General features: G+C 61.4%; 22 protein-coding genes. 12 read left to right on the top strand and 10 right to left on the bottom strand.

The features are described 5' to 3' along the window. Positions 1 to 3 precede the first annotated feature (3 nt). From GXB78_RS13030 to GXB78_RS13000, 7 genes are all read left to right on the top strand, one after another. Positions 4 to 2,259, top strand: coding sequence for a heavy metal translocating P-type ATPase (locus GXB78_RS13030; protein WP_329515675.1), 2,256 nt, complete (start codon positions 4 to 6; stop codon positions 2,257 to 2,259). Between the two features lie 13 nt (positions 2,260 to 2,272). After that, positions 2,273 to 3,136 (top strand): LysR family transcriptional regulator, encoded by an 864-nt coding sequence (locus GXB78_RS13025; protein WP_329515674.1) that lies wholly within the window; start codon positions 2,273 to 2,275, stop codon positions 3,134 to 3,136. Positions 3,137 to 3,370: 234 nt separating this feature from the next. Next, on the top strand, positions 3,371 to 4,447 hold the full coding sequence (locus tag GXB78_RS13020; RefSeq protein ID WP_329515673.1) for a putative 2-aminoethylphosphonate ABC transporter ATP-binding protein: 1,077 nt from the start codon (positions 3,371 to 3,373) through the stop codon (positions 4,445 to 4,447). After that, positions 4,447 to 6,171 carry a putative 2-aminoethylphosphonate ABC transporter permease subunit gene (locus tag GXB78_RS13015; RefSeq protein WP_329515672.1) on the top strand — a complete coding sequence of 575 codons (1,725 nt, stop codon included), beginning with the start codon at positions 4,447 to 4,449 and terminating at the stop codon, positions 6,169 to 6,171. The genes GXB78_RS13020 and GXB78_RS13015 overlap by 1 nt, the downstream gene beginning before the upstream one ends. A 26-nt stretch (positions 6,172 to 6,197) precedes the next feature. Then, on the top strand, positions 6,198 to 7,223 hold the full coding sequence (locus GXB78_RS13010) for a putative 2-aminoethylphosphonate ABC transporter substrate-binding protein (protein WP_122692366.1): 1,026 nt from the start codon (positions 6,198 to 6,200) through the stop codon (positions 7,221 to 7,223). Positions 7,224 to 7,388: 165 nt separating this feature from the next. Beyond that, positions 7,389 to 8,522: a TIGR03364 family FAD-dependent oxidoreductase gene (locus GXB78_RS13005; protein ID WP_329515671.1), complete on the top strand. Its 1,134-nt coding sequence runs from the start codon at positions 7,389 to 7,391 to the stop codon at positions 8,520 to 8,522. After that, the gene (locus GXB78_RS13000) at positions 8,519 to 9,076 is read left to right on the top strand and encodes a phosphonate degradation HD-domain oxygenase (protein ID WP_329515670.1); all 558 of its coding nucleotides are present in this window, start codon (positions 8,519 to 8,521) and stop codon (positions 9,074 to 9,076) included. Before GXB78_RS13005 ends, GXB78_RS13000 begins: the two co-directional genes overlap by 4 nt. Positions 9,077 to 9,249: 173 nt before the next feature. Here the strand turns inward: GXB78_RS13000 and GXB78_RS12995 are convergent, their stop codons facing one another. Further along, positions 9,250 to 10,635 (bottom strand): GTPase/DUF3482 domain-containing protein, encoded by a 1,386-nt coding sequence (locus GXB78_RS12995; RefSeq protein ID WP_329515669.1) that lies wholly within the window; start codon positions 10,633 to 10,635, stop codon positions 9,250 to 9,252. Beyond that, complete coding sequence (locus GXB78_RS12990) at positions 10,628 to 12,001, bottom strand: DUF2868 domain-containing protein (RefSeq protein WP_329515668.1); 1,374 nt, start codon at positions 11,999 to 12,001, stop codon at positions 10,628 to 10,630. The genes GXB78_RS12995 and GXB78_RS12990 overlap by 8 nt, the downstream gene beginning before the upstream one ends. Before the next feature lie 85 nt (positions 12,002 to 12,086). Between GXB78_RS12990 and GXB78_RS12985 the strand changes: the two genes are divergently transcribed. Next, positions 12,087 to 12,605, top strand: coding sequence for a dihydrofolate reductase (locus GXB78_RS12985; protein WP_122506152.1), 519 nt, complete (start codon positions 12,087 to 12,089; stop codon positions 12,603 to 12,605). A 73-nt stretch (positions 12,606 to 12,678) separates the two neighbouring features. Here GXB78_RS12985 and GXB78_RS12980 read toward each other — a convergent pair whose 3' ends face one another. Beyond that, on the bottom strand, positions 12,679 to 14,067 hold the full coding sequence (locus GXB78_RS12980; protein WP_329515667.1) for an L-cystine transporter: 1,389 nt from the start codon (positions 14,065 to 14,067) through the stop codon (positions 12,679 to 12,681). A 240-nt stretch (positions 14,068 to 14,307) separates the two neighbouring features. Between GXB78_RS12980 and GXB78_RS12975 the strand changes: the two genes are divergently transcribed. After that, positions 14,308 to 15,363 carry an HAD family hydrolase gene (locus tag GXB78_RS12975; protein WP_329515666.1) on the top strand — a complete coding sequence of 352 codons (1,056 nt, stop codon included), beginning with the start codon at positions 14,308 to 14,310 and terminating at the stop codon, positions 15,361 to 15,363. A 122-nt stretch (positions 15,364 to 15,485) separates the two neighbouring features. Here the strand turns inward: GXB78_RS12975 and ilvD are convergent, their stop codons facing one another. The 6 genes from ilvD to GXB78_RS12945 all read right to left on the bottom strand — a co-directional run bounded on the left by ilvD (position 15,486) and on the right by GXB78_RS12945 (position 23,207). After that, positions 15,486 to 17,327, bottom strand: a complete 1,842-nt coding sequence (ilvD, locus tag GXB78_RS12970) for a dihydroxy-acid dehydratase (RefSeq protein ID WP_329515665.1) — start codon at positions 17,325 to 17,327, stop codon at positions 15,486 to 15,488. Positions 17,328 to 17,583: 256 nt separating this feature from the next. After that, positions 17,584 to 18,816, bottom strand: a complete 1,233-nt coding sequence (locus tag GXB78_RS12965) for an MFS transporter (RefSeq protein ID WP_329515664.1) — start codon at positions 18,814 to 18,816, stop codon at positions 17,584 to 17,586. Beyond that, positions 18,809 to 19,786, bottom strand: coding sequence for a diiron oxygenase (locus tag GXB78_RS12960; protein ID WP_329515663.1), 978 nt, complete (start codon positions 19,784 to 19,786; stop codon positions 18,809 to 18,811). The genes GXB78_RS12965 and GXB78_RS12960 overlap by 8 nt, the downstream gene beginning before the upstream one ends. Continuing rightward, on the bottom strand, positions 19,783 to 20,856 hold the full coding sequence (locus GXB78_RS12955; RefSeq protein ID WP_329515662.1) for a SagB family peptide dehydrogenase: 1,074 nt from the start codon (positions 20,854 to 20,856) through the stop codon (positions 19,783 to 19,785). The genes GXB78_RS12960 and GXB78_RS12955 overlap by 4 nt, the downstream gene beginning before the upstream one ends. 451 nt (positions 20,857 to 21,307) lie before the next feature. Then, a complete protein-coding gene (locus GXB78_RS12950) occupies positions 21,308 to 22,504 on the bottom strand; it encodes a class I SAM-dependent rRNA methyltransferase (protein ID WP_016772700.1) in 1,197 nt (398 codons plus the stop codon). A gap of 163 nt (positions 22,505 to 22,667) precedes the next feature. Next, entirely contained in the window at positions 22,668 to 23,207 is a 540-nt protein-coding gene (locus GXB78_RS12945; protein ID WP_329515661.1) for a type 1 glutamine amidotransferase domain-containing protein, read from the bottom strand. Between the two features lie 228 nt (positions 23,208 to 23,435). Here GXB78_RS12945 and GXB78_RS12940 point away from each other — a divergent pair, with 228 nt between their 5' ends. Genes GXB78_RS12940 through GXB78_RS12930 form a run of 3 tightly spaced genes read left to right on the top strand, consistent with a single transcriptional unit; the run spans position 23,436 to position 25,453 of the window. Next, on the top strand, positions 23,436 to 24,248 hold the full coding sequence (locus tag GXB78_RS12940) for an HDOD domain-containing protein (protein ID WP_329515745.1): 813 nt from the start codon (positions 23,436 to 23,438) through the stop codon (positions 24,246 to 24,248). Between the two features lie 12 nt (positions 24,249 to 24,260). Continuing rightward, positions 24,261 to 25,073 (top strand): bifunctional DNA-formamidopyrimidine glycosylase/DNA-(apurinic or apyrimidinic site) lyase, encoded by an 813-nt coding sequence (gene mutM / locus GXB78_RS12935; protein ID WP_329515660.1) that lies wholly within the window; start codon positions 24,261 to 24,263, stop codon positions 25,071 to 25,073. 56 nt (positions 25,074 to 25,129) lie between these two features. After that, a complete protein-coding gene (locus GXB78_RS12930; RefSeq protein WP_329515659.1) occupies positions 25,130 to 25,453 on the top strand; it encodes a multidrug transporter in 324 nt (107 codons plus the stop codon). A 125-nt stretch (positions 25,454 to 25,578) separates the two neighbouring features. Here the strand turns inward: GXB78_RS12930 and GXB78_RS12925 are convergent, their stop codons facing one another. Then, entirely contained in the window at positions 25,579 to 25,830 is a 252-nt protein-coding gene (locus GXB78_RS12925) for a YfhL family 4Fe-4S dicluster ferredoxin (RefSeq protein ID WP_003195146.1), read from the bottom strand. Positions 25,831 to 25,863 lie beyond the last annotated feature (33 nt).

Genomic DNA, 25,863 nt, shown 5'->3' with positions numbered 1-25,863 from the left:
CCAATGAGCGATTCCCTGCACACCCACAAGCCCGGCGACGGACACGATCACAGTCATAAATTGCAGCTCGTGCATAAACATTCGCATGGCGGCGACTCCTGCTGTTCGTCAAAAGCCGCAGCGCCTGCGCGGGTGCAACTAAGCGATAAAACCAGCGCCGACGCGCGCCTGAGCAGCTTCCGTATCGAGGCGATGGACTGCCCGACCGAGCAGACGCTGATCCAGAACAAGCTCGGCAAACTGGCCGGCGTGCAGCAGTTGGAATTCAACCTGATCAACCGCGTACTTGGCGTGACCCACAATCTGCCGGGTACCGAGCCCATCACCGAAGCGATCAAGTCCCTCGGCATGCACGCCGAGCCGCTGGAGGCGGGCGTCGACGCACAGGCCCCGGCACCCGTGAAAAAACACTGGTGGCCACTGGCGCTGTCCGGCCTGACCGCGCTGGGCGCCGAAGTCATTCACTTCACCAGCGCCGCACCCGACTGGGTGGTGGCGATTGTTGCGCTGATCTCGATCCTCAGTGGCGGCCTCGGTACTTATAAAAAGGGCTGGATCGCCCTGAGGAACCTTAACCTCAATATCAATGCGCTGATGAGCATCGCCGTAACCGGTGCCATCCTCATCGGCCAGTGGCCGGAAGCGGCGATGGTGATGTTCCTGTTCACCGTCGCCGAGCTGATCGAAGCGCGCTCGCTGGATCGCGCGCGCAATGCGATCAGCGGCTTGATGCAGATGACCCCGGAGCAAGCCACGGTATTGCAGGCTGACGGCAATTGGCTCGAACAAGAGGTAAACAGCGTCGAACTCGGTGCCCGGGTGCGAGTAAAACCGGGCGAACGCATCGCGCTTGACGGCGCGGTGGTCAGCGGTAGCTCGACCATCGACCAGGCGCCGATCACCGGCGAAAGCCTGCCCGTGGAGAAAACCGTCGGTGACAAAGTCTTCGCTGGCACCATCAATCAGGCCGGTTCGCTGGAATACACGGTGACCGCTGCGGCGAACAACTCGACACTCGCGCGGATCATCCACGCCGTCGAACAGGCGCAAGGCGCACGGGCGCCGACCCAGCGTTTCGTTGATCAATTCTCGAAAATCTACACCCCGGCGGTGTTCGTCTTCGCCTTGGCCATCGCGGTGATTCCGCCGCTGTTCATGGGCGCGGCGTGGTTCGACTGGATCTACCGCGCGCTGGTGCTGCTGGTGGTGGCCTGTCCATGCGCACTGGTGATTTCCACTCCGGTGACCATCGTCAGCGGACTCGCGGCGGCGGCGCGCAAGGGCATTCTGGTCAAGGGCGGTGTGTATCTGGAGGGCGGCTTCAAGCTCGATTATCTGGCGCTGGACAAAACCGGCACGATCACCCACGGCAAACCGGTGCAGACCGATTACCTGTCACTCGACCCGACGGCCGACGCTACTGCGCCGGCAATTGCTGCCGCGCTGGCCGGGCGCTCCGATCATCCGGTGTCGCTGGCGATTGCCAATGCCGCTGTGGATAAAAACTTCGCCGCCCTGACTGTGGATAACTTCGCCGCGCTGGGCGGGCGCGGCGTCAAAGGTGACATCAACGGTCAGACCTATCACTTGGGCAACCATCGTCTGGTCGAGGAACTGGGTCTGTGCTCGCCGCAATTGGAGGAAAAGCTGTTCGCGCTGGAAAAACAGGGCAAGTCCGTGGTGCTGCTGCTCGACGGCTCCGGTCCACTGGCGCTGTTTGCCGTCGCCGACACGGTCAAGGAAACCAGCCGCGAGGCGATTCGCCAACTGCATGAGCTGGGCGTGAAGACTCTGATGCTGACCGGCGACAACGTCCACACCGCGCAAGCTATTGCCGCTCAAGTCGGCATTGATGAAGCGCGGGGTGATTTGCTGCCGACCGATAAACTGCAAGCCATCGAAGACCTCTACAAGCAGGGCCACCGCGTCGGCATGGTTGGCGATGGCATCAACGACGCCCCGGCATTGGCCCGCGCCGAGATCGGTTTCGCCATGGCCGCCGCCGGAACCGATACAGCGATCGAAACCGCCGATGTCGCCCTGATGGACGACGATCTGCGCAAGATCCCCGCGTTCATCAGCCTGTCGCGCAACACCGCGAGCATCCTGAAACAGAACATTGCCTTGGCGCTGGTGATCAAGGCGATCTTTCTTGCGGTAACCTTCGCCGGGCTCGCCACCATGTGGATGGCGGTGTTCGCCGACATGGGCGTGAGCCTGCTGGTGGTGTTCAACGGTTTGCGCCTGCTGCGCAAATAGATGAGGAAAGAGTGTGCTGAGTGCCGAGCTGAAAGCGTTCTACATGGTCGCCCGCCTGGGCAGCATCACCCTGGCGGCGAAAAAACTCGGCCTCAGCCAACCGACCGTGACCACGCAGATCCGCAATCTGGAAAGCCAGTATTCGGTGGAGTTGTTCTACCGTGGCGGGCGCCGTTTGAGCGTCAGCGACGAAGGCGCGCGCTTGCTGCCGATGGTCAAGACCCTGCTGCAGCAAGAGGCCGACATCGAGTTCTTTCTGCGCAATAGCGGGCAAGTGCAGGGCACGTTGCGCATTGCCGCGACGGCGCCGTATTACATCCTCGATCTGGTGAAGACCTTCCGCGAGCGTTTGCCGCAGGTGGAAGTGTCGGTGGAAATCGGCAACTCGCAGCAAGTGCTGGAGGCGCTTGAGGATTACCGCGTTGATGTCGCGGCATCGTCGCAGTTGCTCGACGATGCGCGGTTGATTCGCCGGGTGCTCGGCACCGATCCGCTGGTGCTGGCGGTGCATCGCAATCATCCATTGGCGGCGCAGGAACATGTAACGTTGAATGCGCTGGCCGGGCATACGTTGTTGATGCGTGAGTCGGGCTCGACCACCCGGCGCCTGACCGAAGAGTTGCTCGCCAGCGCCGGGGTCAGCTTCGGGCCGCTGCTGGAGATCGGCAGTCGCGAGTCGATTCGTGAGGCGGTGCTGCGCAACATCGGCATCAGCATCATTGCCCGCCAGGAAGTGCCGCATGATCCGCAATTGCGCGTGCTGACCATCGAGAATGCACCGCAGATTCCGGAGTATTTGTATTGCCTCAAGGAGCGCAAGGGCGCGCGGTTGCCGGCGGCTTTTTTGGGACTCGTACAGGAAATGTCGCCGGCCTGAGATCTTCAGTGTGCGAGCTGGCCTCTTCGCGAGCAGGCTCGCTCCCACATTGGATCTGCGCTGTGAACACTATCCCCTGTGGGCGCGAGCCTGCTCGCGAAGGCGCCAGATCAGTCACCCCATCACTTGAACCAAAATCCCCGAATACCACTATCAGCCGTTTTTGCCTCGCTGCCACATGACGGACGCATTACAACTCTAGGATTGGCCTCATCTGCTTGATGAGGTCTGTCCATGAATCCTGCCATCGCAACTGCCCTGACCAACCCCGGTGCGCCGATGAAATTGCGCGGCGTGCACAAGCGTTTCGGCGCGTTCACCGCGCTGGATAACGTTTCCCTCAATGTCGCCGCCGGTGAGCTGGTGTGTCTGCTCGGCCCGTCCGGCTGTGGCAAGACCACGCTGCTGCGCTGCATCGCCGGACTGGAGAAGCAGGACGGAGGCGAGCTGTATCTGGGTGAGCGCGACGTCTCGCACCTCGCCCCGCAAGCGCGGGATTACGGGATCCTGTTCCAGTCCTACGCGCTGTTCCCCAATCTGACTGTCGAGGCGAACATTGCCTACGGCCTCGCCGGCAGCGGTCGCGATGAAGTGCGCCGGCGTGTCGGTCAGATGCTGGAACTGGTCGGCCTCACCGGCAGTGAGAAAAAGTACCCAGGCCAATTGTCCGGCGGCCAGCAACAGCGCGTCGCGCTGGCCCGTGCCCTGGCGCCGGCCCCGTCACTGTTGTTGCTCGATGAACCGATGTCGGCCCTCGACGCGCGGGTGCGCGAGCATCTGTGCACCGAGCTGCGCCAGTTGCAGCGCAACCTCGGCATTACCACCCTGATGGTCACGCACAATCAGGACGAAGCGATGTTGATGGCCGATCGCATCGCGGTGATGAACAACGGTCGCGTCGAGCAATACGCCACCCCACAGGAAATCTACGATCGCCCGGCCACGCCGTTCGTGGCCGAGTTTGTCGGCCAGGGCAACTGGCTGCCGTTCCAGCGCAGCAGCGACAGCCACGCCTGGGTTGGCGGAATGAATCTGCGTCTGGCCGACGGCAGCGTCAGCAAAGCCTCGGGTCGACTGTTCTGTCGCCCGGAGGCGATCAATGTCAATCCGCTGGTGCATGAAGAAAACCTGTTTCCGGCCAAGGTTCGCGAGATCACTTTCCTCGGCAATCGTTGCCGGATGAGCTTCGAACTCGATCAATTGCCGGGCCACGCACTGCTCGCCGAAATCGCCCCGGAAGCGATGCCGCGTCTCGGCGCGCAGCAGATCATGGTTGCCTTGCCGCCGCGCAGCCTCCAGGTGTTTGCCTGATGAACAGCAACCTCGCGCTGCCGCTACCGCACAAGCAAGTGCGACAGTCTTCGACGGCCGAGATCGGCGATCGCATTTTCGTCGTTGGCGGCAAAATCGTTTTGCTGGTATTGCTCGGCCTCGCGGTGCTGCTGCCCTTGCTGGCGATCTTCTGGCGCGGTTTCAGCAATGACGCCGGGCAGGGCGGTGGCTGGGTCGCGGCGAAGGAGTTGGTGACCAGCGAGAATTTCCACTGGCTGCTCGGCAACAGCCTGAAAGTTTCCCTCAGCGTCGCCGCCATCGTGGTACCGCTGGCCTACCTGTTTGCCTACGCGCTGCAACGCACGCTCATTCCGGGCAAAGGCATCTGGCGCGGAATCTCGCTGCTGCCGCTGATGGCGCCGTCGATGCTGCCGGGGATTGCGCTGGTCTACCTGTTCGGCAACCAGGGCATGTTGCGTGGGCTGCTCTCGGACAATATCTACGGCTTCTGGGGCATCGTCTTGGGTGAGGTGATCTACACCTTCCCCCATGCGCTGATGATTTTGCTTTCGGCGTTGTCGCTGGCCGATGCGCGTTTGTTCGATGCCGCGTCGAGTATGGGTGCCAGTCCGGCCAAGGCGTTTCGCAGCATTACCTGGCCGGCAACTCGGCAGGCGGTGTTTGCGGCGTTCTGCCTGGTGTTCACCCTGACCATTACCGATTTCGGTGTGCCGGTGGTGGTCGGTGGCGACTATCAAGTGCTGGCGCTGGAGGCCTACAAAGCGGTGGTCGGCCAGCAGCAATTCGGTCGCGGCGCGTTGATCGGCATGGTGCTGTTGCTGCCGGCGCTGTTCAGTTTCGGCGTCGATGCGTGGTTGCGTCGCCGCCAAGGCGACTCGATGAGCGGCCGGGCGCAGGTGTTCAAGCCGCTGCCATCGAAATGGCGCGACGGCTGCTATCTGGTGATCGTTTTGCTGATCTGCGCCGCGCTGCTGCTGGTGTTCGGCATGGCGGTGTTCTCCTCGCTGGTGAAATTCTGGCCGTACAACCTGTCGCTGTCGTTCAACCACTATCAATTCAACGAGACCGCCGGCGGTGGCTGGCTCGCCTACAGCAACAGTCTGAAAATGGCGTTGGGCACGGCGCTGATCGGCAGTGTGCTGATTTTCACTGGCGCTTATCTGATGGAGAAAACCCGCACCCAGCGCGGGCTGAACCTGACGTTGCGCCTGCTCAGTTTCGTGCCGATGGCCGTGCCGGGGCTGGTGCTCGGCCTGGGTTATGTCTTCTTCTTCAACCTCACGGGCAATCCGCTGCACGTGCTCTACGGCACGATGACGCTGCTGATCGTCTGCACCATTGCGCACTATCTGACCACCGCACAAATGACCGCGACCACCGCGCTGCGCCAGCTCGACGCCGAGTTCGAAGCGGCGGCGCTGTCGCTGAAGGCGCCGCTGTACCGGCATTACCTGCGCGTGACCGTGCCGATCTGCCTGCCGGCGCTGCTCGACATCGTGCGCTACCTGTTCGTCTCGGCGATGACCACGGTTTCCGCAGCGATCTTCCTCTACAGCCCCGACACCATCCTCGCCGCGGTTGCAGTGCTGAACATGGACGACGCCGGCAATGTCGGCGGCGCGGCGGCGATGTCGACCCTGATTCTGTTCACCTCGGCGGGCGTGTCCTTGCTGCTGGCGTGGGCTTCGCGCGGCCTGTTGCGCCGTTCCCAGGCCTGGCGGCAAACCGCCCCCGGCCACTGATTCAACTCACTTACAGGAAAACGCTCATGTTCAAGCCTATGGCCCTGGCCGCTGCTGTGCTCGCGACTTTCAGCCTGAACGCCTTCGCGGCAAAAACCGAGTTGACGGTGTACACCGCCCTCGAAGCCGAACAGTTGAAGTCCTACAAAGAAGCCTTCGAAAAGGCCAACCCGGACGTCGAGATTAAATGGGTGCGCGATTCCACTGGGATCATCACCGCCAAACTCCTCGCCGAAAAGGCTCGCCCGCAGGCCGACGCGGTGTGGGGCTTGGCGGCGTCGAGCCTGGCGATTCTCGATCAGCAAGGCATGCTGCAAAGCTACGCGCCGAAGGATCTCGGCAAGATCGGCGCGAACTACCGCGACGCCGCCAACCCGCCAGCGTGGGTGGGCATGGATGTCTGGGCCGCGACGATTTGCTTCAACACCGTCGAAGCCGAAAAGCAGGGCCTGACTAAACCGGTGAGCTGGCAAGACCTGACCAAGCCTGAATACAAGGGCAAGATCGTCATGCCCAATCCGGCGTCGTCCGGCACCGGTTTCCTCGACGTCAGCGCCTGGCTGCAAACCTTCGGCGAAAAGCAGGGCTGGGCCTACATGGATGGCTTGCACCAGAACATCGGCCAGTACGTCCACTCCGGTTCCAAGCCGTGCAAATTGGCGGCGGCGGGGGAGTTTCCGATCGGCATTTCCTTTGAATATCCGGCGGTACAGCTGAAACGCCAGGGCGCGCCGCTGGACATCATCCTGCCGAAGGAAGGTCTGGGCTGGGAGATCGAAGCGACGGCGGTGATCAAAGGCACACCGCATGAAGAGGCAGCGAAGAAACTCGCTGATTTCTCCGCCAGCGCCGAGGCGATGGACCTGTACAAGGAGAACTTCGCTGTTCTTGCGCAGCCGGGGATTGCCAAGCCGCAGACCGAGTTGCCGGCGGATTATGAGCAGCGCCTGATCAAGAACGACTTTGCCTGGGCGTCGAAGAATCGCGACGAGATCCTGGCTGAATGGCGCAAGCGCTATGACGGCAAGTCCGAGAAAGTTGTCGCCAAGTAACCGACCCACACATCCTGTGGCGAGGGAGCTTGCTCCCGCTGGAGCGCGAAGCGGTCGCAAATTCTGCAAATGAGTAGTGTCAGGCACTCCACATCTGCTGAAGTTGCGACTGCTGCGCAGCCGAGCGGGAGCAAGCTCCCTCGCCACAAAAGCGGGATTGACTCCATGACACAACCCAAAGACCTGCTCATCATCGGCGCCGGCATCCTCGGCCTGTCCCACGCCTACGCTGCCGCCAAGCGCGGTCTCAAAGTCGCGGTATTCGAGCGCACCGCCACGCCCCTCGGCGCTTCGGTGCGCAACTTCGGCCAGGCGCTGGTCACCGGCCAGCCACCCGGCATCATGCTCGACCTGGCCAAGGCCAGCCGCGAAATCTGGGGCGACTGGGCGCAACTGGCCGGTGTGCAGATCAAGTGCAACGGCTCATATCTGTTCGCCCGCAATGAAACCGAAGAACACCTGCTCGAAGCCTTCTGCGCCGGCCGTGCGATCGAGCATGGCTACCACGTCGAACTGCTGCGCGACGCGGCGTTGCGTGATCTTTATGGCGGCCAGTTCAGCCATCATCGCGCCGCACTGCACGGCATCGACGATCAACAGCTGTACTCGCGCGAAGCCATCCCGGCGCTGATCGATTACCTGCGCCGCGACCTGGGCGTCGAGTTTCACTTCTCCACCCTGGTGCGCGACGTCGAGGCGGGGCGACTGCGCAGCACCGCCGGTGACTTCAACGCGAAGCAGATCATCGTCTGCTCCGGTCACGATTATCAGACCCTGCTTGCCGAGCCGATTGCCGCGCTCAATCCGCAGATCTGCCGTTTGCAAATGCTCCGCGCCAGACCAGGCATCGAGCTGAACCTGCAACACGCCGTGCTCACCGGCCTGAGCTGCGTGCACTACGGCGCCTTCGCCGATTTGCCGCAAGCCGCAGCGGTGCAGGCGCAGATCCTCCGTGAACAACCGCACCTGCACGCCAACGGCATTCACCTGCTGATCAGCCCGACGCCGTATGGCGAACTGATCATCGGCGACTCGCATCATTACGGCAGCGATGCTTCACCGTTCAACGCCGAGCAGGTCGACAACTGGATGCTTGAACTCGCCGAGCAGACTCTGGGCTGTCGGGTGCAAGTGGTCGAGCGCTGGCAGGGCGTCTATGGTTCTCGCGGGCCGGGGCCGTTTTCGTTCCTGCGCCCGGCACCGGGTTTGAGCGTAGCGCTGATGCACACCGGCGTCGGCATGAGCGTCGGCCCGGCGCTGGCCGAGCGCAACATCGCGCAGTTGCTGGAGGAGGAATGAAGCATGAGCAGGTGATCGCCCGGGTGTTCGGCCTGTATGAACGCTTCGGCGCCAGCGATTACATCGGCGAACCGGTGTCGCAACTCAAGCACATGTCCCAGGCCGCCGAGCTGGCGATTGCCGAAGGCTGTGACGATGAAGTGGTGCTGGCGGCGTTCTTCCATGACATCGGCCATTTGTGTGCCGAGGGCGCGGAAAACATGGGCGGTTTTGGCGTGGTCAGCCATGAACGGCTCGGTGCGGATTATCTGCGTGAGGCGGGTTTCAGCGAGCGGCTGGCGCGGCTGGTGGAGTATCACGTCCAGGCCAAGCGCTATCTGACCTTACGCGAGCCGGGGTATTACGCGCGATTGAGTGAGGCGAGTCGCAGGACGCTCGAATATCAGGGCGGGATGATGAGCGCGGCTGAGGCGGATGCGTTCGAGGCTGATCCGTTGTGTGCGCTCAGTCTGCGCATGCGGCGCTGGGATGAGTTGGCGAAGGAGGTTGCGGTGCCGGTGATGGATCTGAGTGTGCTAAGGCGCAAGGCTGAGAATTTGTTGTCGGCTGAGTGATTGCAGCCCTCACCCCAGCCCTCTCCCGGAGGGAGAGGGAGCCGACCGAGTTGTTCTCTGATCATGCGCCGACCTTAGATATCCAGTCGAACTCAGGTTTGAAAAGCATGCAGATCGGCTCCCTTTCCCCCTCGCCCCCTTTGGGGGAGAGGGCTGGGGTGAGGGGGAGCGATCTAAAGCTCAAGCACCCGATTAACCAACGCCTCAACCTGCTCCTGCCTTTCCCCCTGATTCAACTTCGCCTGCGGATTCAACGACGACCACTGCGGATGCGCCCGGGCCTTGTTCAAGGCTTCGGGCAGCTTGCCTTCGCGCCAGCTCTTGTCCACAGGCGTGGCTACTTGAATGCTGTCCATCGCCGCATGCCCGCGCTGATCCAGCGCCAACACCAACTGCCGCTGACGCAGCGCCAACAGGCGCAGCACCCCGTCATCCACGGTCAGTTCTCGCTGCCCCTTGATCTTGCCCAGCAAGCGGCTGCCATAACTGCGCGCGGTTTGCAGTGCGCCGCCGGCAATCGCACCGGCCAACGCCGCTGCACCGAGAGTAATCCCGCCGACCAGCAGATCCACGCCAGCACCGGCCGCCGCACCGGCAGCAATGCCGCCGCCGACGCGCACGCCGAGCTGCTTCAGGGTTTCCGGGTTGAACAGGTCATCGCCCCAGCGCCCGTCGAGCAACGGCAAATCACTGGCCGCCGCATCTTGCGGGCGAAACGCGTAAAGCTTGAGCAGCGCCTCGACACAACGCTGCTCGCGCTGACGCACCGCTTTGCGCAATTCACTGATCGCTTGCTGTTCCTGCTCGGCCTCGCTGACCACACTGCGCCGGCACGCCGCGCAGTCGATCAGCAATTCGGCAATCAAGCGCGCGGCGCTTTGCTGACGAGCGAGGCGTTGCGCCTGTTGATCGGCGATCAACCGCTCCAGTTGCGGCCGTGCGTTTTCCAGCAGCAACGCAAGACTTTCATACAGCCGCCGCTCGCCATCCTCGGGCGGCGCGACGCTGTCAAAGCGCACCAGCGCATGCAGGCCCAGCCGCGCCAACGCTTCACGCCAATCGGGTTCGCGATGGTTGGCGCTGCTGACGAAATTCAGCACCGGCAGCAGCGGTTTGCCGCAACTGGCGAGGACTTCCAGCTCGTCGCGATACTTGGCCAGCACCGGCTCGCGGGCGTCGATCACATACAGACCGGCGTCGGAGGCGAGCAATTGCCGCAGTACCTTGGCTTCCTGTTCGAAACGCTGGCGCGCCTCGCTGCCGTCGAGAAACCGCGCCAGCCGTGCCGGGCCGTCGAGGCGTTCGCCGGGGCGTTCCAGACGTTCGAGAAAATCCAGCAGGGCGATCGCATCTTCCAGCCCCGGCGTGTCGTACAGATCGAGCAACGGTTCGCCGTCCACCGACAACCGCGCGCCTTCGACATGCCGGGTGGTGCTCGGCCGGTGCGAGACCTCGCCGAAGCCGACATCACGGGTCAGGGTGCGCAGCAGCGAAGTCTTGCCGACGTTGGTGTGGCCGACCACCGCGAGTTTCAGCGGGGCTTTGCGTGCATCAGTCATGTCCGCTCTCCAGCCAGTTCATCGGCGCGCAATCGGCGAACGGCAATTCCAGCTGTTGCAGCGCAGCGTGCCAGTCGCCCAGACGCTGACCATCCAGCGCTTCGCCGGGCGGCGCTTGCAGCAGCCAGATGCGGGTGGCGCCGGCATTGCGCGCCAGCTCAGCGATCAATGCGAGACTGCCGCGATCGGGCGAGCGTCGCGGATCGCAGGCGATGGCCAGCCGCGCCGGGGGGAAGCGACTGAGTTGTTCGAGCAGTTTGTGCCGCGATTCGCGACTGTCGAGGACGCCGGCATTGCTGACGTTTTTCGGCAGCGCCGGTGGCCACGGGCGTTGGTCGTCGAGCTCGATCGCTACCAACAGCGCGCCTTCACTGACGAGTTCGCTGAGGTTGCTTTCGACACTATGCAACTGCGCCGGCTCCGGGTCGTTGACGCCTAGGCGTTCGCTGGTCGGCATCAGCCGTTCGCGCAGTTGCGCGTAGCCGGGCAGGTTCAGGTCCAGGCGCAGCGCGGCTTTGCCGCTGTTCCAACGCCAGAAACAAAACAGTGCGAGCAGCAGGCGCGGCAGCACGCCGTAGACCACCAGCACGCCGACCAGCCAGGTCGCCCAGGCCTGTCGTGCGCTTTCGATGTCGAGGGCGCCGGCGCCACTGGCGCGGATCATGTCCTCGTTCGGTACGTTGAAACCGAGCAGCGCCGGCAGATAGCCGATGGTCTGGGTGAGGTGGATAAAGGTGTCGGCGCCGAGGATCGTGGTTTCCCAGACAAAGCCGTAGCGCCGGGTAGCCATGAGTGTCAGCAACAGAATCAGCGCGCTGAGCATCGCCAGCAGCCACAGGCCATTGACCAAAGCGCCCAGCGCCCAGCGGTTGAGTTTTTTGCGTTGCAGCAGCAACAGCAGGGCCGGCGCCAGTTGCGCGGCTTTGGCGTCGCGGGCGAATTTTTCGCTGAGCCACAGCCAAAGTCGCCCAAGGATGGCGCCGTGTTCGCCAGCGAAAATCAGGCCCAGCGCCCAACTCAACAGCAAAAGCAGATTGATCCCGAGCAGACTGCCGAGCGCCCAGAACACATTCACCGGCGTCTGCCCAAGTGCGGCGAAGGCCAGACCGGCGCCGCTCAGCAGCGCAAAAATCATCAACACCACCAGCGCCAGGCGCGCGCCCTGCAGCCAATGCCTGAGCGCGGCGCTCAGCCCGTCACGCTCGGCCAGCCATAGCGCCCGGCGCTGAATGCGGCTCGGCAGATCGCCGCCAGCGGCGCGGGCCAGACGATTGGCTTCCAGATCATCCAGCGGCCCCGCGTGTTCTTCGCGCAGGCGGATGGTTTCGGTGAGCCAGAGGTTTTGCAATGGAGTCAGTTCAGTCACGCGGCGTCCCGTCGCTAAATCGAGCGCTGAGCATAACCGCTGTGGCGCTTATCGGGGTAAGCGCGGCTCTGGTATCCTCGCCGGCATGACTAAATCACTCCCTCTCAGCCTGATCGCAGCCCTCGGTGAAAACCGCGTGATCGGCGTCGACAACAGCATGCCCTGGCACCTGCCGGGGGATTTCAAATACTTCAAGGCGACCACCCTCGGCAAGCCGATCATCATGGGTCGCAAGACCTGGGATTCGCTCGGTCGGCCATTGCCGGGGCGTTTGAACATCGTGGTCAGCCGTCAGCCGGATCTGCAGCTCGAAGGCGCCGAGGTCTACCCGTCGCTGGAAGCCGCCGTGGCGCGTGCCGAGGAATGGGCGAAGGCGCAGGGGGTTGATGAACTGATGCTGATTGGCGGCGCGCAGTTGTACGCGCAAGGGCTGGCGCAGGCCGATCGTCTGTACCTGACCCGCGTGGCGCTGAGCCCGCAAGGGGATGCGTGGTTTCCGGAGTTTGATCTGAGCGAATGGAAGCTGGTGTCGAATGTTGAAAACCCGGCGGTTGAAGATAAACCCGCGTACAACTTCGAAGTCTGGGAGAAAAAGCAGCTTTAAGCCTCAAGCTGCAAGCTGCAAGTAAAAGCTGATTGGCTCTTGGCTTGCAGCTTGCAGCTTGCAGCTTGCAGCTTCAGCTGACTAGCTGCGCGTGTTCATCCGCATCCAGCAGCGCTTTATCCGTCTGCTGCATCACCTGGCTGGTAATCGCCCCCGCGGTAATCGAGCCACTCACGTTCAACGCGGTGCGGCCCATATCGATCAGCGGCTCAACCGAAATCAGCAACGCCACCAGCGAAACCGGCAAGCCCATCGCCGGCAGCACGATCAGCGCGGCGAAGGTCGCGCCGCCACCGACACCGGCCACGCCGGCCGAACTCAACGTGACAATTGCCACCAGCGTCGCGATCCACAGCGGATCGAGCGGGTTGATGCCGACCGTTGGCGCCACCATTACCGCCAACATTGCCGGATAGAGACCGGCGCAGCCGTTCTGGCCGATGGTCGCACCGAACGAGGCAGCGAAACTGGCTACCGACGACGGGATGCCCAGACGACGGGTCTGCGCTTCAATGCTCAGCGGAATGGTCGCGGCGCTGGAGCGGCTGGTGAAAGCGAACGTCAGCACCGGCCAGATCTTGCGGAAGAAGCGCAGCGGGTTGATCCCCGCGGCCGAAACCAGCACGCCATGCACTACGAACATCAGGCCCAGGCCGATATACGAGACCACGACGAAACTGCCGAGCTTGATGATGTCCTGCAGGTTGGAACCGGCGACCACTTTGGTCATCAGCGCCAGCACACCGTACGGGGTCAGCTTCATCACCAGACGCACCAGACGCATCACCCAGGCTTGCAGGGTGTCGATGGCGTTGATGACTTTCTGACCTTTCTCGACGTCGTCCTTGAGCAGTTGCAGCGCGGCAACCCCAAGGAACGCGGCGAAAATCACCACGCTGATGATCGAGGTCGGCTTGGCCCGGGCCAGATCCGCGAACGGGTTCTGCGGGATGAACGACAACAGCAGCTGCGGCACATTCAGGTCGGCGACCTTGCCGGCGTAGTCGTTCTGAATGGTTTGCAGGCGCGCCATTTCCTGAGTGCCGGCGACCAGACCTTCGGCGGTGAGGCCGAACAGGTTGGTCAGGCCGATGCCGATCAGCGCCGCAATGGCAGTGGTGAACAGCAGCGTGCCGATGGTCAGGAAACTGATCTTGCCCAGCGACGAGGCGTTATGCAGACGGGCGACGGCGCTGAGGATCGAAGCGAAAACCAGCGGGATCACGATCATTTGCAGCAACTGCACGTAACCGTTGCCGACCAGATCGAACCAGCCGATCGAGGCTTTCAGTACCGGGTTGCCGGCACCGTAAATCGTGTGCAGAGCGACGCCGAACGCCACGCCGAGGACCAGTGCAAGCAGGACTTTTTTCGCCAGGCTCCACGAGGTGTGGCGGGTTTGCGCCAGACCGAAGAGCAGGGCGAGGAACACCAGCAGGTTGAGAATCAGCGGTAGATTCATGGGAACTCCAGAAAAAGACTGTGCCAACAGCCATCCGGGGCTGCTGCGAACCGGCAAGCCTAACAGCTTGATTTGCAATGATTTAATACCGAAATGGCAGAGGGTCCGTCGTTTTTGGAATAAGCGCGTGTCGCTGTCGGCAATGCAGCTGACGCACAGGGGACGCAGGCGGTCGCTGACAGGCCAGGGTTGTCACACTTATTTGTTAGCGTCGAACTCTTTGCATCGGGGAGTAGCGCTATGAGAATTGCACGCACGTTGTTGGCTGTGGCATTGGCGGCTGGCCTCGCCGGCCATGCATTGGCCACGGAGCTCAAGCATTGGCCGGCAGATCAGGCCAAGGCTCTGGACGCGATGATTGCCGCCAACGCCAACAAGGGCAACTACGCGGTGTTCGACATGGACAACACCAGTTACCGCTACGACCTCGAAGAGTCTTTGTTGCCGTTCATGGAGAACAAGGGCTTGATCACCCGCGACAAGCTCGATCCCTCGCTGAAACTGATGCCCTTCAAGGACACCGCCGAGCACAAGGAAAGCCTGTTCAGTTATTACTACCGGCTCTGCGAAGTCGACGACATGGTCTGTTACCCGTGGGTGGCGCAGGTGTTTTCCGGTTTCACCCTCAAAGAGCTCAAGGGCTACGTCGACGAGCTGATGGCCTCGGGCAAACCGGTGCCGGCGACGTATTACGAAGGCGATGTGCTGAAGAAGCTCGACGTCAATCCGCCGAAGATCTTCACCGGCCAGCAGGAGCTGTACAACAAGCTGATGGAGAATGGCATCGAGGTCTACGTGATGACCGCCGCCTCCGAGGAACTGGTGCGCATGGTCGCGGCGGACCCCAAGTACGGCTACAACGTCAAACCGCAGAACGTCATTGGCGTTTCACTGCTGCTCAAGGATCAGAAGACTGGCGAGCTGACCACCGCGCGCAAGCAGATCACCGCCGGCAAGTATGACGAGAAGGCCAACCTCGGCCTCGAACTGACGCCTTACCTGTGGACCCCGGCAACGTGGATGGCTGGCAAGCACGCGGCAATCCTGACCTACATTGATGAATGGAAAAAACCGGTGCTGGTCGGTGGCGATACCCCGACGAGCGACGGTTACATGCTGTTCCACGATGTCGACGTAGCCAAGGGCGGCATCCACTTGTGGATCAACCGCAAAGACAAGTACATGGCGCAGATCAACGGCATGATGGCCAAACACGCAGCGGCGCAGGCCAAGGAAGGATTGCCGGTGACGGCGGACAAGAACTGGGTGATCGTCAAACCTGAAGACATTCAATAAAAGCAGCTGCTAGCTGCAAGCTGCAAGCTACAAGCTACAAGCGGCAAGAAGAGCAACTTGGCTCTTTCTTGAAGCTTGAAGCTTGAAGCTTGAAGCTTGAAGCTTGAAGCTTGAAGCTGTTTTTATATCCCGTCCAGCATCGCTTTGTTACGCACAGCACCCTTGTCGGCACTGGTCGCCAGGAGGGCGTAGGCCTTCAGCGCGGTGGTCACTTTACGTGGGCGCACCTCGACCGGTTTCCAGCCTTTCTTGTCCTGCTCGGCGCGGCGTGCCGCCAGTTCTTCGTCGCTGACCAACAGGTTGATCGAGCGGTTCGGAATGTCGATCAGCACCTTGTCGCCATCCTGCACCAGACCGATCGCGCCGCCGGCCGCAGCCTCTGGCGAAGCGTGGCCGATCGACAGGCCGGAAGTACCGCCGGAGAAGCGCCCGTCGGTGAGCAGCGCGCAGGCTTTGCCCAGGCCTTTGGATTTCAGATAGGACGTCGGGTAGAGCATTTCCTGCATGCCCGGGCCGCCTTTCGGGCCTTCGTAGCGAATGATGACGATATCGCCTTCCTTCACTTCATCGGCAAGGATGCCGCGCACGGCGCTGTCCTGGCTTTCGAAGATCTTCGCGTTGCCTTCGAAGACGTGGATCGACTCGTCGACCCCGGCGGTTTTCACCACGCAACCGTCCAACGCGATGTTGCCGTACAGCACGGCGAGACCGCCTTCTTGCGAATAGGCGTGCTCGAAACTGCGGATGCAGCCGTTTTCACGGTCGTCATCGAGGGTTTCCCAACGGGTCGACTGGCTGAACGCGGTCTGGGTCGGAATGCCCGCAGGACCAGCCTTGAAGAAGTGATGCACGGCTTCGTCGCTGGTCTGGGTGATGTCCCACTTGGCGATGGCTTCTGCCATGCTGCGGCTGTGCACGGTCGGCAGGTCGGTATGCAGCAGGCCGCCACGGGCCAGCGAACCGAGAATACTGAAAATGCCGCCGGCGCGGTGCACGTCTTCCATGTGGTACTTCTGGATGTTCGGCGCCACTTTGCACAGCTGCGGCACGCTGCGCGAGAGACGGTCGATATCGCGCAGGTCGAAATCGATCTCGGCCTCCTGGGCGGCAGCGAGCAAGTGCAGGATGGTGTTGGTCGAACCGCCCATGGCGATGTCGAGCATCATCGCGTTCTCGAACGCCTTGAAGTTGGCGATGTTGCGCGGCAGCACGGAGTCGTCGTTTTCGCCGTAGTAACGCTTGCACAGCTCGACGATGGTGCGACCGGCCTGCAGGAACAGCTGCTCACGATCACTGTGAGTGGCCAGAGTCGAACCGTTGCCCGGCAAGGCCAGACCCAGTGCTTCGGTCAGGCAGTTCATCGAGTTGGCGGTGAACATGCCGGAGCACGAACCGCAGGTCGGACAGGCACTGCGCTCGTACTCGGCGACCTTCTCGTCAGAAGCGCTGGAGTCGGCGGCGATTACCATGGCGTCAACCAGATCGAGGCCGTGGGAGGCGAGTTTGGTCTTGCCGGCTTCCATCGGGCCGCCGGAAACGAAGATCACCGGGATGTTCAGGCGCAGCGCGGCCATCAGCATGCCCGGGGTGATCTTGTCGCAGTTGGAAATGCACACGATGGCGTCGGCGCAGTGGGCGTTGACCATGTACTCGACGGAGTCGGCGATGATCTCGCGACTTGGCAGCGAATACAGCATGCCGTCGTGACCCATGGCGATGCCGTCATCGACGGCGATGGTGTTGAATTCCTTGGCCACGCCACCGGCGCGCTCGATCTCGCGGGCGACCAGCTGACCCAGGTCCTTCAGGTGCACGTGCCCCGGGACGAACTGGGTGAACGAGTTGGCAATGGCGATGATCGGCTTCTTGAAGTCATCATCTTTCATGCCGGTGGCGCGCCACAGTGCGCGGGCGCCGGCCATGTTGCGGCCGTGGGTGGATGTTTTCGAGCGGTAATCTGGCATGGAGCACTCCGGGCGGCTAATCACGTACTAAAGGGGAGTGAGCTTCTGTTGACCTCTGAAACACCCGAAAAATGGCCGTGTGTCCGGAAGCTGCCGATGACGTTGCGGGATCGCCGCTGGTCTCAGCCTGAGCTCATAAACCCGCCGGGGATGAATGGCGATGAATGAGGCGATTCTACACCGCTGGCGTCGCGAGGGAATGGCGCAAAGCGTTGTTCCGGTGCGCAAGGAGCCTGCGCCATGACGACTGGCAAGGTCAATGGTCGCCTCCCGGCATTACCGGATTGCTGCGCAGCTTGCTGGCGCGCTGTCCGATCACGCTGTTGAGCAGCAGGGAAATGCCGCTCAATACCACGAAACCATAGCCCAGTGTCGCTTGCAGGTTGGCCGGGCCAAGACTGATCAACGCGCTGACCAGTCCGCCACAGATAAAGATGATGGTGCTGCCGGCGGATGCCGATGCCCCGGCATTTTCGGCAAACAGGCTCATGGCGCGGGAGGTGGCCGGTGGCCGCGAGATGGTGGTGCCCACCGTGCAGATCAGCATCGGAATCAGCACCGTCGCCGCTGACAACTCCTGGTTGGCGGCGAGGTAGAGCATCACCAGCCCCGAAAGCAGGATCAGACCCAGCCCGGTGAAAATCTGCTGTTGCGCATTGATATGCCGGTTCAGCACGCTGGCGAGCAGGCCGCCGAAGACATAGGCGGCGCCATAGATCAGCAGGATCAAGGCGAAATCGTAAGGCGCCATTTGCAGCTGCTCCATGAAGATCAGCGGCGAAATGACGATGAAGGAGAAGTGGCAGGCGAAAGCGGATGCGGAAATCAGCCAATAGCCGACAAACGGGAAATTGCTCAGCACCCTTGTGTAGGACTGTATGAAGCCCAGGTGAGGACCACTTTGAACAGGCCGGCTGTTGTCGAGCAGTCGCCACGTTTGCAGCAGAACCACCGCTGCCAGGGCGGTGAATACCCAAAAGCTGCCGCGCCAGCCAAGGGTTGCCTGTAGAAACGTACCCGCCAGCGGTGATACCGATATGAAAATGCCCGTCGCGGTGACCATCAGGATCCGCAGCCGATCACGTTCGTGGCCCTCGAACAGATCCTGCACCAGTGCCTGCGACAGCACAAAACACCCGCACCCCAAGGCCTGCATTACCCGGAACACCAGGAACAGCGTGTAGTCATTGCTCAGCACGCAGCCAAGCGCGCCGAGCAGCGACACGCTCATGCCAGCGAGCAGCAGCCCCTTGCGCCCGATCATGTCGGACAACGGACCGATCAATAACTGGGCAAATGCGATGCCCACGGCGAACAGACTGATCGACAGCGCGATGTCGCCTTGCGAGCGGCCAAAGTGTGCCGCGAGTGCCGGAAAAGAGGGCAACAGCACGTCCAGCGGGAACACGCCGAGCAGGATCATCGCCAACAACAGGCTGACGGCACCGCGCTGTCGTCTGCGATTTACTACACGGCTGTGGTCATCCATCGAGCAGTCCTGCCTTGGCGAAAAGGGTCTGGTTATGGGGCAGCGCAAAAAAACCAGCCATGTGCAGGGCCTCCAGCGTGGGTTTGGAGCCGGCGCGGGCGCGGGCACGGCTGGCCTGCACCGTTGCCATGGCGCCGACAATCGCTTTCATGTCGTCTTCGGCAATGCCCGCCGAGCGCAGGCTTTGTTGCAGCCAGCTTTCATCGACCTCGAAGAAAATCGGGATGATCTCCGCAAGCGTCCTGGCGGCGAACAGCCGCTGGCGACTGTTCATCGCAATCCAGAAGTAGTGGAAGGCTTCAGCGAAGTACCGGCTGTGCCGGGCTTCGTCGGCAAGATGATCACGCAGCATGTCGTTCACGCTGGACACCAGTGTGTTGCGGCAGACCTCGAGCAACTCCCGGGCAATGATGGTTTCCGAGACGAATCCAAGCAGAAACCACGCCAGGGCCCGGTTCTTCTCCGGTGTGCGCGCAATCAGAGCGTTCATGCGGGTGATCCGCTTCGGAATGACCGGTCGCCGGGTAATGCTGTAGAGGGCGGCGATCTGCTCGGCAATCTGGTTGGAGAACAGCGCGTGGTAGCCCTCGTCGGTATACAGCTGGAGCGCTGCGTGCTTCATCGGCAGCGGTATATAGACAGGCAATTCACGGTGGACGATGACCTCCACTGCGCGGTTGACGATGCGGTGCTCGAGCAGGGTGGTGTAATCGAGGAAATACACCAGATGATTGGCGGTGAGACGGTGCAGGGTTTCGCGACCCTTGGCCTGGATGGCCGGGTGCGCCAGATAAGGCAGGAAGGCCGGGGGAAACCAATAGCGGGTTTGCAATTGCTGTTCGACATCGCCCGGTAAACGATAGTCATGGGTACTGCTGCGCACCGATGCGCGGCTTTCCCAATCGGGAAGGGTGAACTTGAGCGACCAGGACACCGGGGCTTCGCTCTCATCCATCGCGGCGGGAATCATGACGGCACCCCGCTGAGCAGATCGCGCATTTCCTGGCACATGGCCTGGCCATCGCTTTCGCCACAACCGACAAAGAACAACGGTTGCTCGGCGCTGCCTTCGAGGCAGAGCAGGTTTTCAACCTGCGCATCGGCAAACGCGCCAGTCAACCAGGTGTTCAGCCCCAGCGTCGTCGCCACCAACTGGAAGGTTTGCGAGAGATGGCCGGCTTCAATGAATGCCATGCGATAGGCGCGCGAGTGCTCGTATTTCCACCAGATGCGATCAAACCTTGCAGTAATGAACACGCCCAGCGGCAGGTTATTGATGAAGTGCTGGCCGCCGAGCAACTGGCCCAATTCCGGATCGGGTAGCGCATTGACCCGACTTAAAGCGTGTTCGGCCGGGTGGTAGGCGTAGATGCCGGGTTCCAGGCCGGCAACGTTCTGCGCCAGGAGAAAACCCTCACAGGCGTTCAGTCCGCCGCCGGAGGGGCAGCTTCGGCGAGCCTCGAGGCCTGGCGCGACAGGATCGTCGTGCGAATTCCTGCGCGCGGGAAGATAGCCGAGGGTGAAATACAGCAGCGTGCCAACCTCGTCCAGTGTCACCGGCGCACCGGTGTAGGAGCGGCAGGTTTTCCGCTTCAGCAACGCCTGCGTCAGACTGTCATCGTTGATCGGCCCGGGAGCAGGCAGGGTGATGAGCGCCTCCACTGACTGGAGCTTTCTACCTGTTGCCGGCTCTGGCTTCGCCAGCACTTCGCTGCAATGCGCCAGATATTGTCTGGACCACTCATGAATGTTCTGTGGCGTGTATTCGCAGGGGATATTTTGCGTGCCGATGTGATAAATCTTCGACAATTCATCCCATCCCCAATCCGGGCTGTCTATTTTTGAAACTGTTAGAATTCCGGCGTCCAGAAGTTGTCTGTCTATTATGTTGTTCGGATCAAACAGGTTTGGATTGTGTATGAGAATGGCGAGGCGGTGGGAATAGTCAAGATCAAGCTCGTGTTGAGTATGGCTCTTGTAGTTCCAGACAACTTGTCCGGGCGGGCGCGGCAATATAAACAGAAAAGGATTGATATACATTGTTTCAGATCACTCAGGGAAAGTCTTGAGGACGCCGGAGTGCCGGCACTCTCCGGCGTCCAGACTTACTTAGCGGGCGTTGGCTGCAACCAGGAAGGCCAGGTTGGCGATTTTATTTGTTTCCAGATAAATGGTTTTCATGATGTGAACTCCTTGTTCATAGAAAGTTGAAGTCGCTTCGTGGCGACAACTTCATAATAGTTTGTAATCGAATATTGGCAAGCGGATATTAAGTAGGAATATTCCAGTATTTTTGTCGGAGTGATCTTTTGCAGGAGACTAGTTGTGTAGGTTTAATTTCGCTAATTAACAGGCGTGGCGAAACTTCCTGCAAGGTAGGAAGAAAGAAGTTGTAGGAAGAAGGCAAAGCACTCATGTCGAGTGTGAAGAAGCGGGGGAGAGTGGCGCAAAAAAAACGGGGAGCTCAGTGGCTCCCCGTGTTCGACCGCAATCAGCTGTTGGGCAGCAGACGGCAGGTGATGCTCTTGATGTAGCGGGTTTCGGCGATGGCTGGATGCACCGGATGATCCGGGCCCTGACCGCCACGTTCGAGCATCTGGATGTTGCGGTCCAGATGACGCGCGCTGGTCAGCAGGATGTTCTGCAGATCGTCCTCCGGCAGGTGCATGGAGCACGAAGCGCTGACCAGAATGCCGTCCTTGGTCAGCAGGCGCATGGCTTGCTCGTTCAGACGACGGTAGGCGCCTTCGCCGTTCTTCATATCTTTTTTGCGTTTGATGAAGGCCGGCGGATCGGCAACGATCACGTCAAAGCGCTCTTCGCTGGCTTTGAGTTCCTTCAGTGCTTCAAAGACGTCGCCTTCGATGCAGGTCATCTTGTCAGCGAAACCGTTCAGCGCAGCGTTGCGCTCGACACCGTCGAGAGCGAATGCGGAGGCATCGACGCAGAACACTTCGCTGGCGCCGAACGCAGCGGCCTGCACGCCCCAGCCACCGATGTAGCTGTAGAGGTCGAGCACGCGCTTGCCTTTGGCGTACGGTGCCAGGCGCGCGCGGTTCATGCGGTGGTCGTAGAACCAGCCGGTTTTCTGGCCTTGAATGACCGGCGCTTCGAACTTGACGCCGTTCTCTTCCAGCGCGACCCACTCCGGCACCAGACCGAACACGGTTTCAACGTAACGGTTGAGGCCTTCGGCATCGCGGGCGGCGGAGTCATTCTTGAACAGAATGCCACTTGGCTTGAGCACTTGGGTCAGCGCTGCGATCACGTCGTCCTTGTGCGCTTCCATGGTCGCCGAAGCGATCTGCACCACGAGGATGTCGCCGAAACGATCGACCACCAGACCCGGCAGCAGGTCGGAATCGCCGTAGACCAGACGGTAGAACGGCTTGTCGAACAGCCGCTCGCGCAACGACAGCGCGACATTCAGGCGATGTACCAGCAGCGACTTGTCCAGTGCCAGTTTGATGTCGCGCGACAGCAGACGCGCGCAGATCAGGTTGTTCGGGCTCATGGCGACGATGCCCAACGGCTTGCCGCCGGCGGCTTCGAGCACCGCCTGATCACCGGCCTTGAAGCCGTGCAGAGGCGTGGCGGCCACGTCGATTTCGTTGCTGTAGACCCACAAGTGGCCGTTGCGCAGGCGACGGTCGGCGTTGGCTTTGAGGCGCAGGCTAGGCAGGGACATGACGTCGCTCCGGAAAAAAGAGCGGGAGTATAGCGTGTTGCGGTTTGCGCCGGGCTGAGGATGCGATGAAACGCTGATGATGCCTTCGCGAGCAGGCTCGCTCCCACAGGGAAATGCATTTCAAGTGTGGGAGCGAGCCTGCTCGCGAACGGGACCGCGAAGATTACGCAGCCAGTGCGTCAATCAGGGCCTGGCTGAACGCCGGCACATCATCCGGCTGGCGGCTGCTGATCAGGTTGCCGTCCTTGACTACTTCCTGGTCAACCCAGTTGACACCGGCATTGACCAGATCGTCCTTGACGGTCTTGTAGCTGGTCATGGTCTTGCCATTGACCAGCCCCGCCGAGATCAGCAACCAGCTGCCATGACAGATCACCGCAATCGGCTTGCCGGCCGAAGCGGCAGTCTTGACCAGATGCTGAGCATCCTGATCGATGCGGATGGTGTCGGAATTCTGCACGCCGCCCGGCAGCAGCACGGCATCGTATTGATCGATGCTCACGGCCTGGAAGGTATTGGCGACCGCAAAGTCGTCCGCCGGTTTGTCATGGTTCCAGCCTTTGACCGTGCCGGTTTCGGCTGAAAGGATATCGACCTGCACGCCGGCCTGCTCCAGGGCATCCTTGGGCCCGGTCATTTCGACCTGTTCGAAACCATCGGTTACCAAAATAGCCACGCGTTTGCCATTGAGGGAAGTTGCCATCGGTAAGCTCCTGAGTCTGTGGAGATTTTGCCTTCGCAGCGGACCATTGAGGTCCGATGCGCCCTACAGAGTCCGAAGCCTGGGCGAGGATGAAAGTTCCGGCGATGTGCCCATCGGTGTGTCGCCCTGCCGTTTCAGCGGTTAGAATCGCCGCCTGCCCCGGAGTGTGTACTTATGTCCCAAGAGCTGACCACCGAACAGATTCAACAATCGCTGCAAGGCATCAGTGTGCCGGCGCAACCGCAGATCATGGTGGATCTGCAAATGGAGCAGTACATGCCCGACCCGGACCTGGAGGTGATCGCCAGGCTGATCTCCCAGGACCCCGGCTTGTCCGGTGCGCTGCTGAAAATCGTCAACTCGCCGTATTACGGTCTGAGCAACAAGATCACCTCGATCCAGCGCGCGGTGAACCTGTTGGGCAGCCGTTCGATCATCAACCTGATCAACGCGCAGTCGATCAAGGGCGAGATGAACGACGACACCATCGTCACCCTCAACCGTTTCTGGGACACCGCGCAGGATGTGGCGATGACCTGCCTGACCCTGGCCAAGCGCATCGGCACCCAGGCCGGGGACGAAGCCTATGCCTTGGGCCTGTTCCATGACTGCGGCGTGCCGTTGATGCTGCAGCGCTTCCCCAATTACATGACCGTCCTGGAAGAGGCTTACGCCAGCGCCAGCCCGGAGTGCCGCGTGGTGGATACGGAAAACCGTGTGTTCAACACCAACCACGCCGTGGTCGGTTACTACACCGCCAAGTCCTGGCGCCTGCCGGAGCATGTCAGCGCCGCCATCGCCAACCACCACAATGCGCTGGCGATTTTCAGTGACGAATCGTCGAAGAACAGCCAACTGAAAAACTTGCTGGCGATCCTGAAAATGGCCGAGCACATCTGTGCCTCGTACCGAGTACTGGGCAACCAGAGCGAAGATTTCGAGTGGATCGCGGTCGGCCCGCTGGTGCTGGATTACGTCGGTCTGTCGGACTACGACTTCGAAACACTCAAACAAACGATTCGCGACCTCGGCGCGCATTGATCCGAGGACGCCATGCCTGAACTGCCGGAAGTCGAAACCACCCGTCGCGGTATCGCCCCGCACCTGGAAGGCCAGCGCGTCAGCCGGGTCATCGTCCGCGACCGGCGTCTGCGCTGGCCGATCCCGGAAGACCTCGATGTACGCCTGTCCGGGCAGCGTATTGTGCTGGTCGAGCGGCGAGCCAAGTACCTGTTGATCAACGCCGAGATCGGCACGCTGATCAGCCATCTGGGCATGTCCGGCAATCTGCGCCTGGTCGAGGCCGGTTTGCCGGCGTTGAAGCACGAACACGTCGACATCGAGCTGGACTCGGGACTGGCCCTGCGCTACACCGATCCGCGACGGTTTGGCGCGATGCTGTGGAGCACCGACCCGCTCAATCACGAACTGCTGATTCGCCTCGGGCCGGAGCCGCTGACCGATCTGTTCGATGGCGAGCGCCTGTTCCAGCTGTCACGCGGGCGCTCGATGGCGGTCAAGCCGTTCATCATGGACAACGCGGTGGTGGTCGGGGTCGGCAATATCTATGCGACCGAAGCGCTGTTCGCCGCTGGCATCGATCCGCGCCGCGAAGCTGGAGGAATCTCCCGCGGGCGCTATCTGAAACTGGCGATCGAGATCAAACGTATCCTCGCCGCTGCCATCGAGCGTGGCGGCACGACGTTGCGCGATTTCATTGGTGGCGACGGTCAGCCAGGCTATTTCCAGCAGGAACTGTTTGTCTACGGCCGCGGCGGTCAGCACTGCAAGGTCTGTGGCACCGGCCTGCGCGAAGTGAAACTGGGCCAGCGCGCCAGCGTGTTTTGCCCGCGCTGCCAGACCTGAAAAAATCCTTCGGTCTATAGTGAGAAGTCTCACTGCGCAGCTCGAAGGATCGTGCCATGAAAGTCCTGCAAGCCCTCTTCATCACTCTGCTGCTGTGCTCCAGCCTGACCGTTCAGGCCTCGGAAAGCGGCAGCGGTGACCCCCGTTACACCATCCAGAATCCCCCGGCCTACGCCATGCTCGGCGACCTGCTGATTGCCCGACCCTTGCTGGTGGTGGCCACGGTGATCGGTGCCGGAGCGTTTGTTGTGTCGTTGCCGTTTACCGCGCTGGGTGGCGGTGTCGGCGATGCGGGGCAGGCGCTGGTGGTCGATCCGGCGAAAGCGGCGTTTGTGCGGTGTCTGGGGTGTATAGGGGAGGGGTTTGAGCAGCGCGAATGAGCTGATCGGATTTCAGCGATGTGGCTGATAGCCCATTCGCGAGCAGGCTCGCTCCCACAGGGGAATGCATTGCAAATGTGGGAGCGAGCCTGCTCGCGAAGAGGGCCGGACGGGCACTGAAGAGATCAGGCCTTGCCGGTGATCTTGCGGTACTTCTCCATCAACTGCTCTTCAGTCTCAGGATGGGCTTCGTCCAGTGGAATGCAATCCACCGGGCAGACCTGCTGGCACTGCGGCTCGTCATAGTGGCCGACGCACTGGGTGCACAGGTTCGGGTCGATCACGTAGATCTCTTCGCCTTGGGAGATGGCGGCGTTCGGGCACTCGGGTTCGCAGACGTCGCAGTTGATGCAATCGTCGGTGATGATCAGGGACATGCTAACTCCAGCCGGGGCGGCACGCCCGGGCGC

The sequence above is a fragment of the Pseudomonas moraviensis subsp. stanleyae genome (assembly GCF_036283065.1).
Classification (GTDB): domain Bacteria; phylum Pseudomonadota; class Gammaproteobacteria; order Pseudomonadales; family Pseudomonadaceae; genus Aquipseudomonas; species Aquipseudomonas stanleyae.
This window is presented reverse-complemented; position numbering and strand designations above follow the sequence as displayed.

Coding starts and splice junctions, on each gene's coding strand:
- GXB78_RS13030 (WP_329515675.1), top strand. CDS start 4: ATGAGCGATTCCCTGCACACCCACAAGCCCGGCGACGGACACGATCAC.
- GXB78_RS13020 (WP_329515673.1), top strand. CDS start 3,371: ATGAATCCTGCCATCGCAACTGCCCTGACCAACCCCGGTGCGCCGATG.
- GXB78_RS13015 (WP_329515672.1), top strand. CDS start 4,447: ATGAACAGCAACCTCGCGCTGCCGCTACCGCACAAGCAAGTGCGACAG.
- GXB78_RS13010 (WP_122692366.1), top strand. CDS start 6,198: ATGTTCAAGCCTATGGCCCTGGCCGCTGCTGTGCTCGCGACTTTCAGC.
- GXB78_RS13005 (WP_329515671.1), top strand. CDS start 7,389: ATGACACAACCCAAAGACCTGCTCATCATCGGCGCCGGCATCCTCGGC.
- GXB78_RS13000 (WP_329515670.1), top strand. CDS start 8,519: ATGAAGCATGAGCAGGTGATCGCCCGGGTGTTCGGCCTGTATGAACGC.
- GXB78_RS12995 (WP_329515669.1), bottom strand. CDS start 10,635: ATGACTGATGCACGCAAAGCCCCGCTGAAACTCGCGGTGGTCGGCCAC.
- GXB78_RS12985 (WP_122506152.1), top strand. CDS start 12,087: ATGACTAAATCACTCCCTCTCAGCCTGATCGCAGCCCTCGGTGAAAAC.
- GXB78_RS12980 (WP_329515667.1), bottom strand. CDS start 14,067: ATGAATCTACCGCTGATTCTCAACCTGCTGGTGTTCCTCGCCCTGCTC.
- GXB78_RS12975 (WP_329515666.1), top strand. CDS start 14,308: ATGAGAATTGCACGCACGTTGTTGGCTGTGGCATTGGCGGCTGGCCTC.
- ilvD (WP_329515665.1), bottom strand. CDS start 17,327: ATGCCAGATTACCGCTCGAAAACATCCACCCACGGCCGCAACATGGCC.
- GXB78_RS12965 (WP_329515664.1), bottom strand. CDS start 18,816: ATGGATGACCACAGCCGTGTAGTAAATCGCAGACGACAGCGCGGTGCC.
- GXB78_RS12960 (WP_329515663.1), bottom strand. CDS start 19,786: ATGATTCCCGCCGCGATGGATGAGAGCGAAGCCCCGGTGTCCTGGTCG.
- GXB78_RS12955 (WP_329515662.1), bottom strand. CDS start 20,856: ATGTATATCAATCCTTTTCTGTTTATATTGCCGCGCCCGCCCGGACAA.
- GXB78_RS12950 (WP_016772700.1), bottom strand. CDS start 22,504: ATGTCCCTGCCTAGCCTGCGCCTCAAAGCCAACGCCGACCGTCGCCTG.
- GXB78_RS12945 (WP_329515661.1), bottom strand. CDS start 23,207: ATGGCAACTTCCCTCAATGGCAAACGCGTGGCTATTTTGGTAACCGAT.
- mutM (WP_329515660.1), top strand. CDS start 24,261: ATGCCTGAACTGCCGGAAGTCGAAACCACCCGTCGCGGTATCGCCCCG.
- GXB78_RS12930 (WP_329515659.1), top strand. CDS start 25,130: ATGAAAGTCCTGCAAGCCCTCTTCATCACTCTGCTGCTGTGCTCCAGC.
- GXB78_RS12925 (WP_003195146.1), bottom strand. CDS start 25,830: ATGTCCCTGATCATCACCGACGATTGCATCAACTGCGACGTCTGCGAA.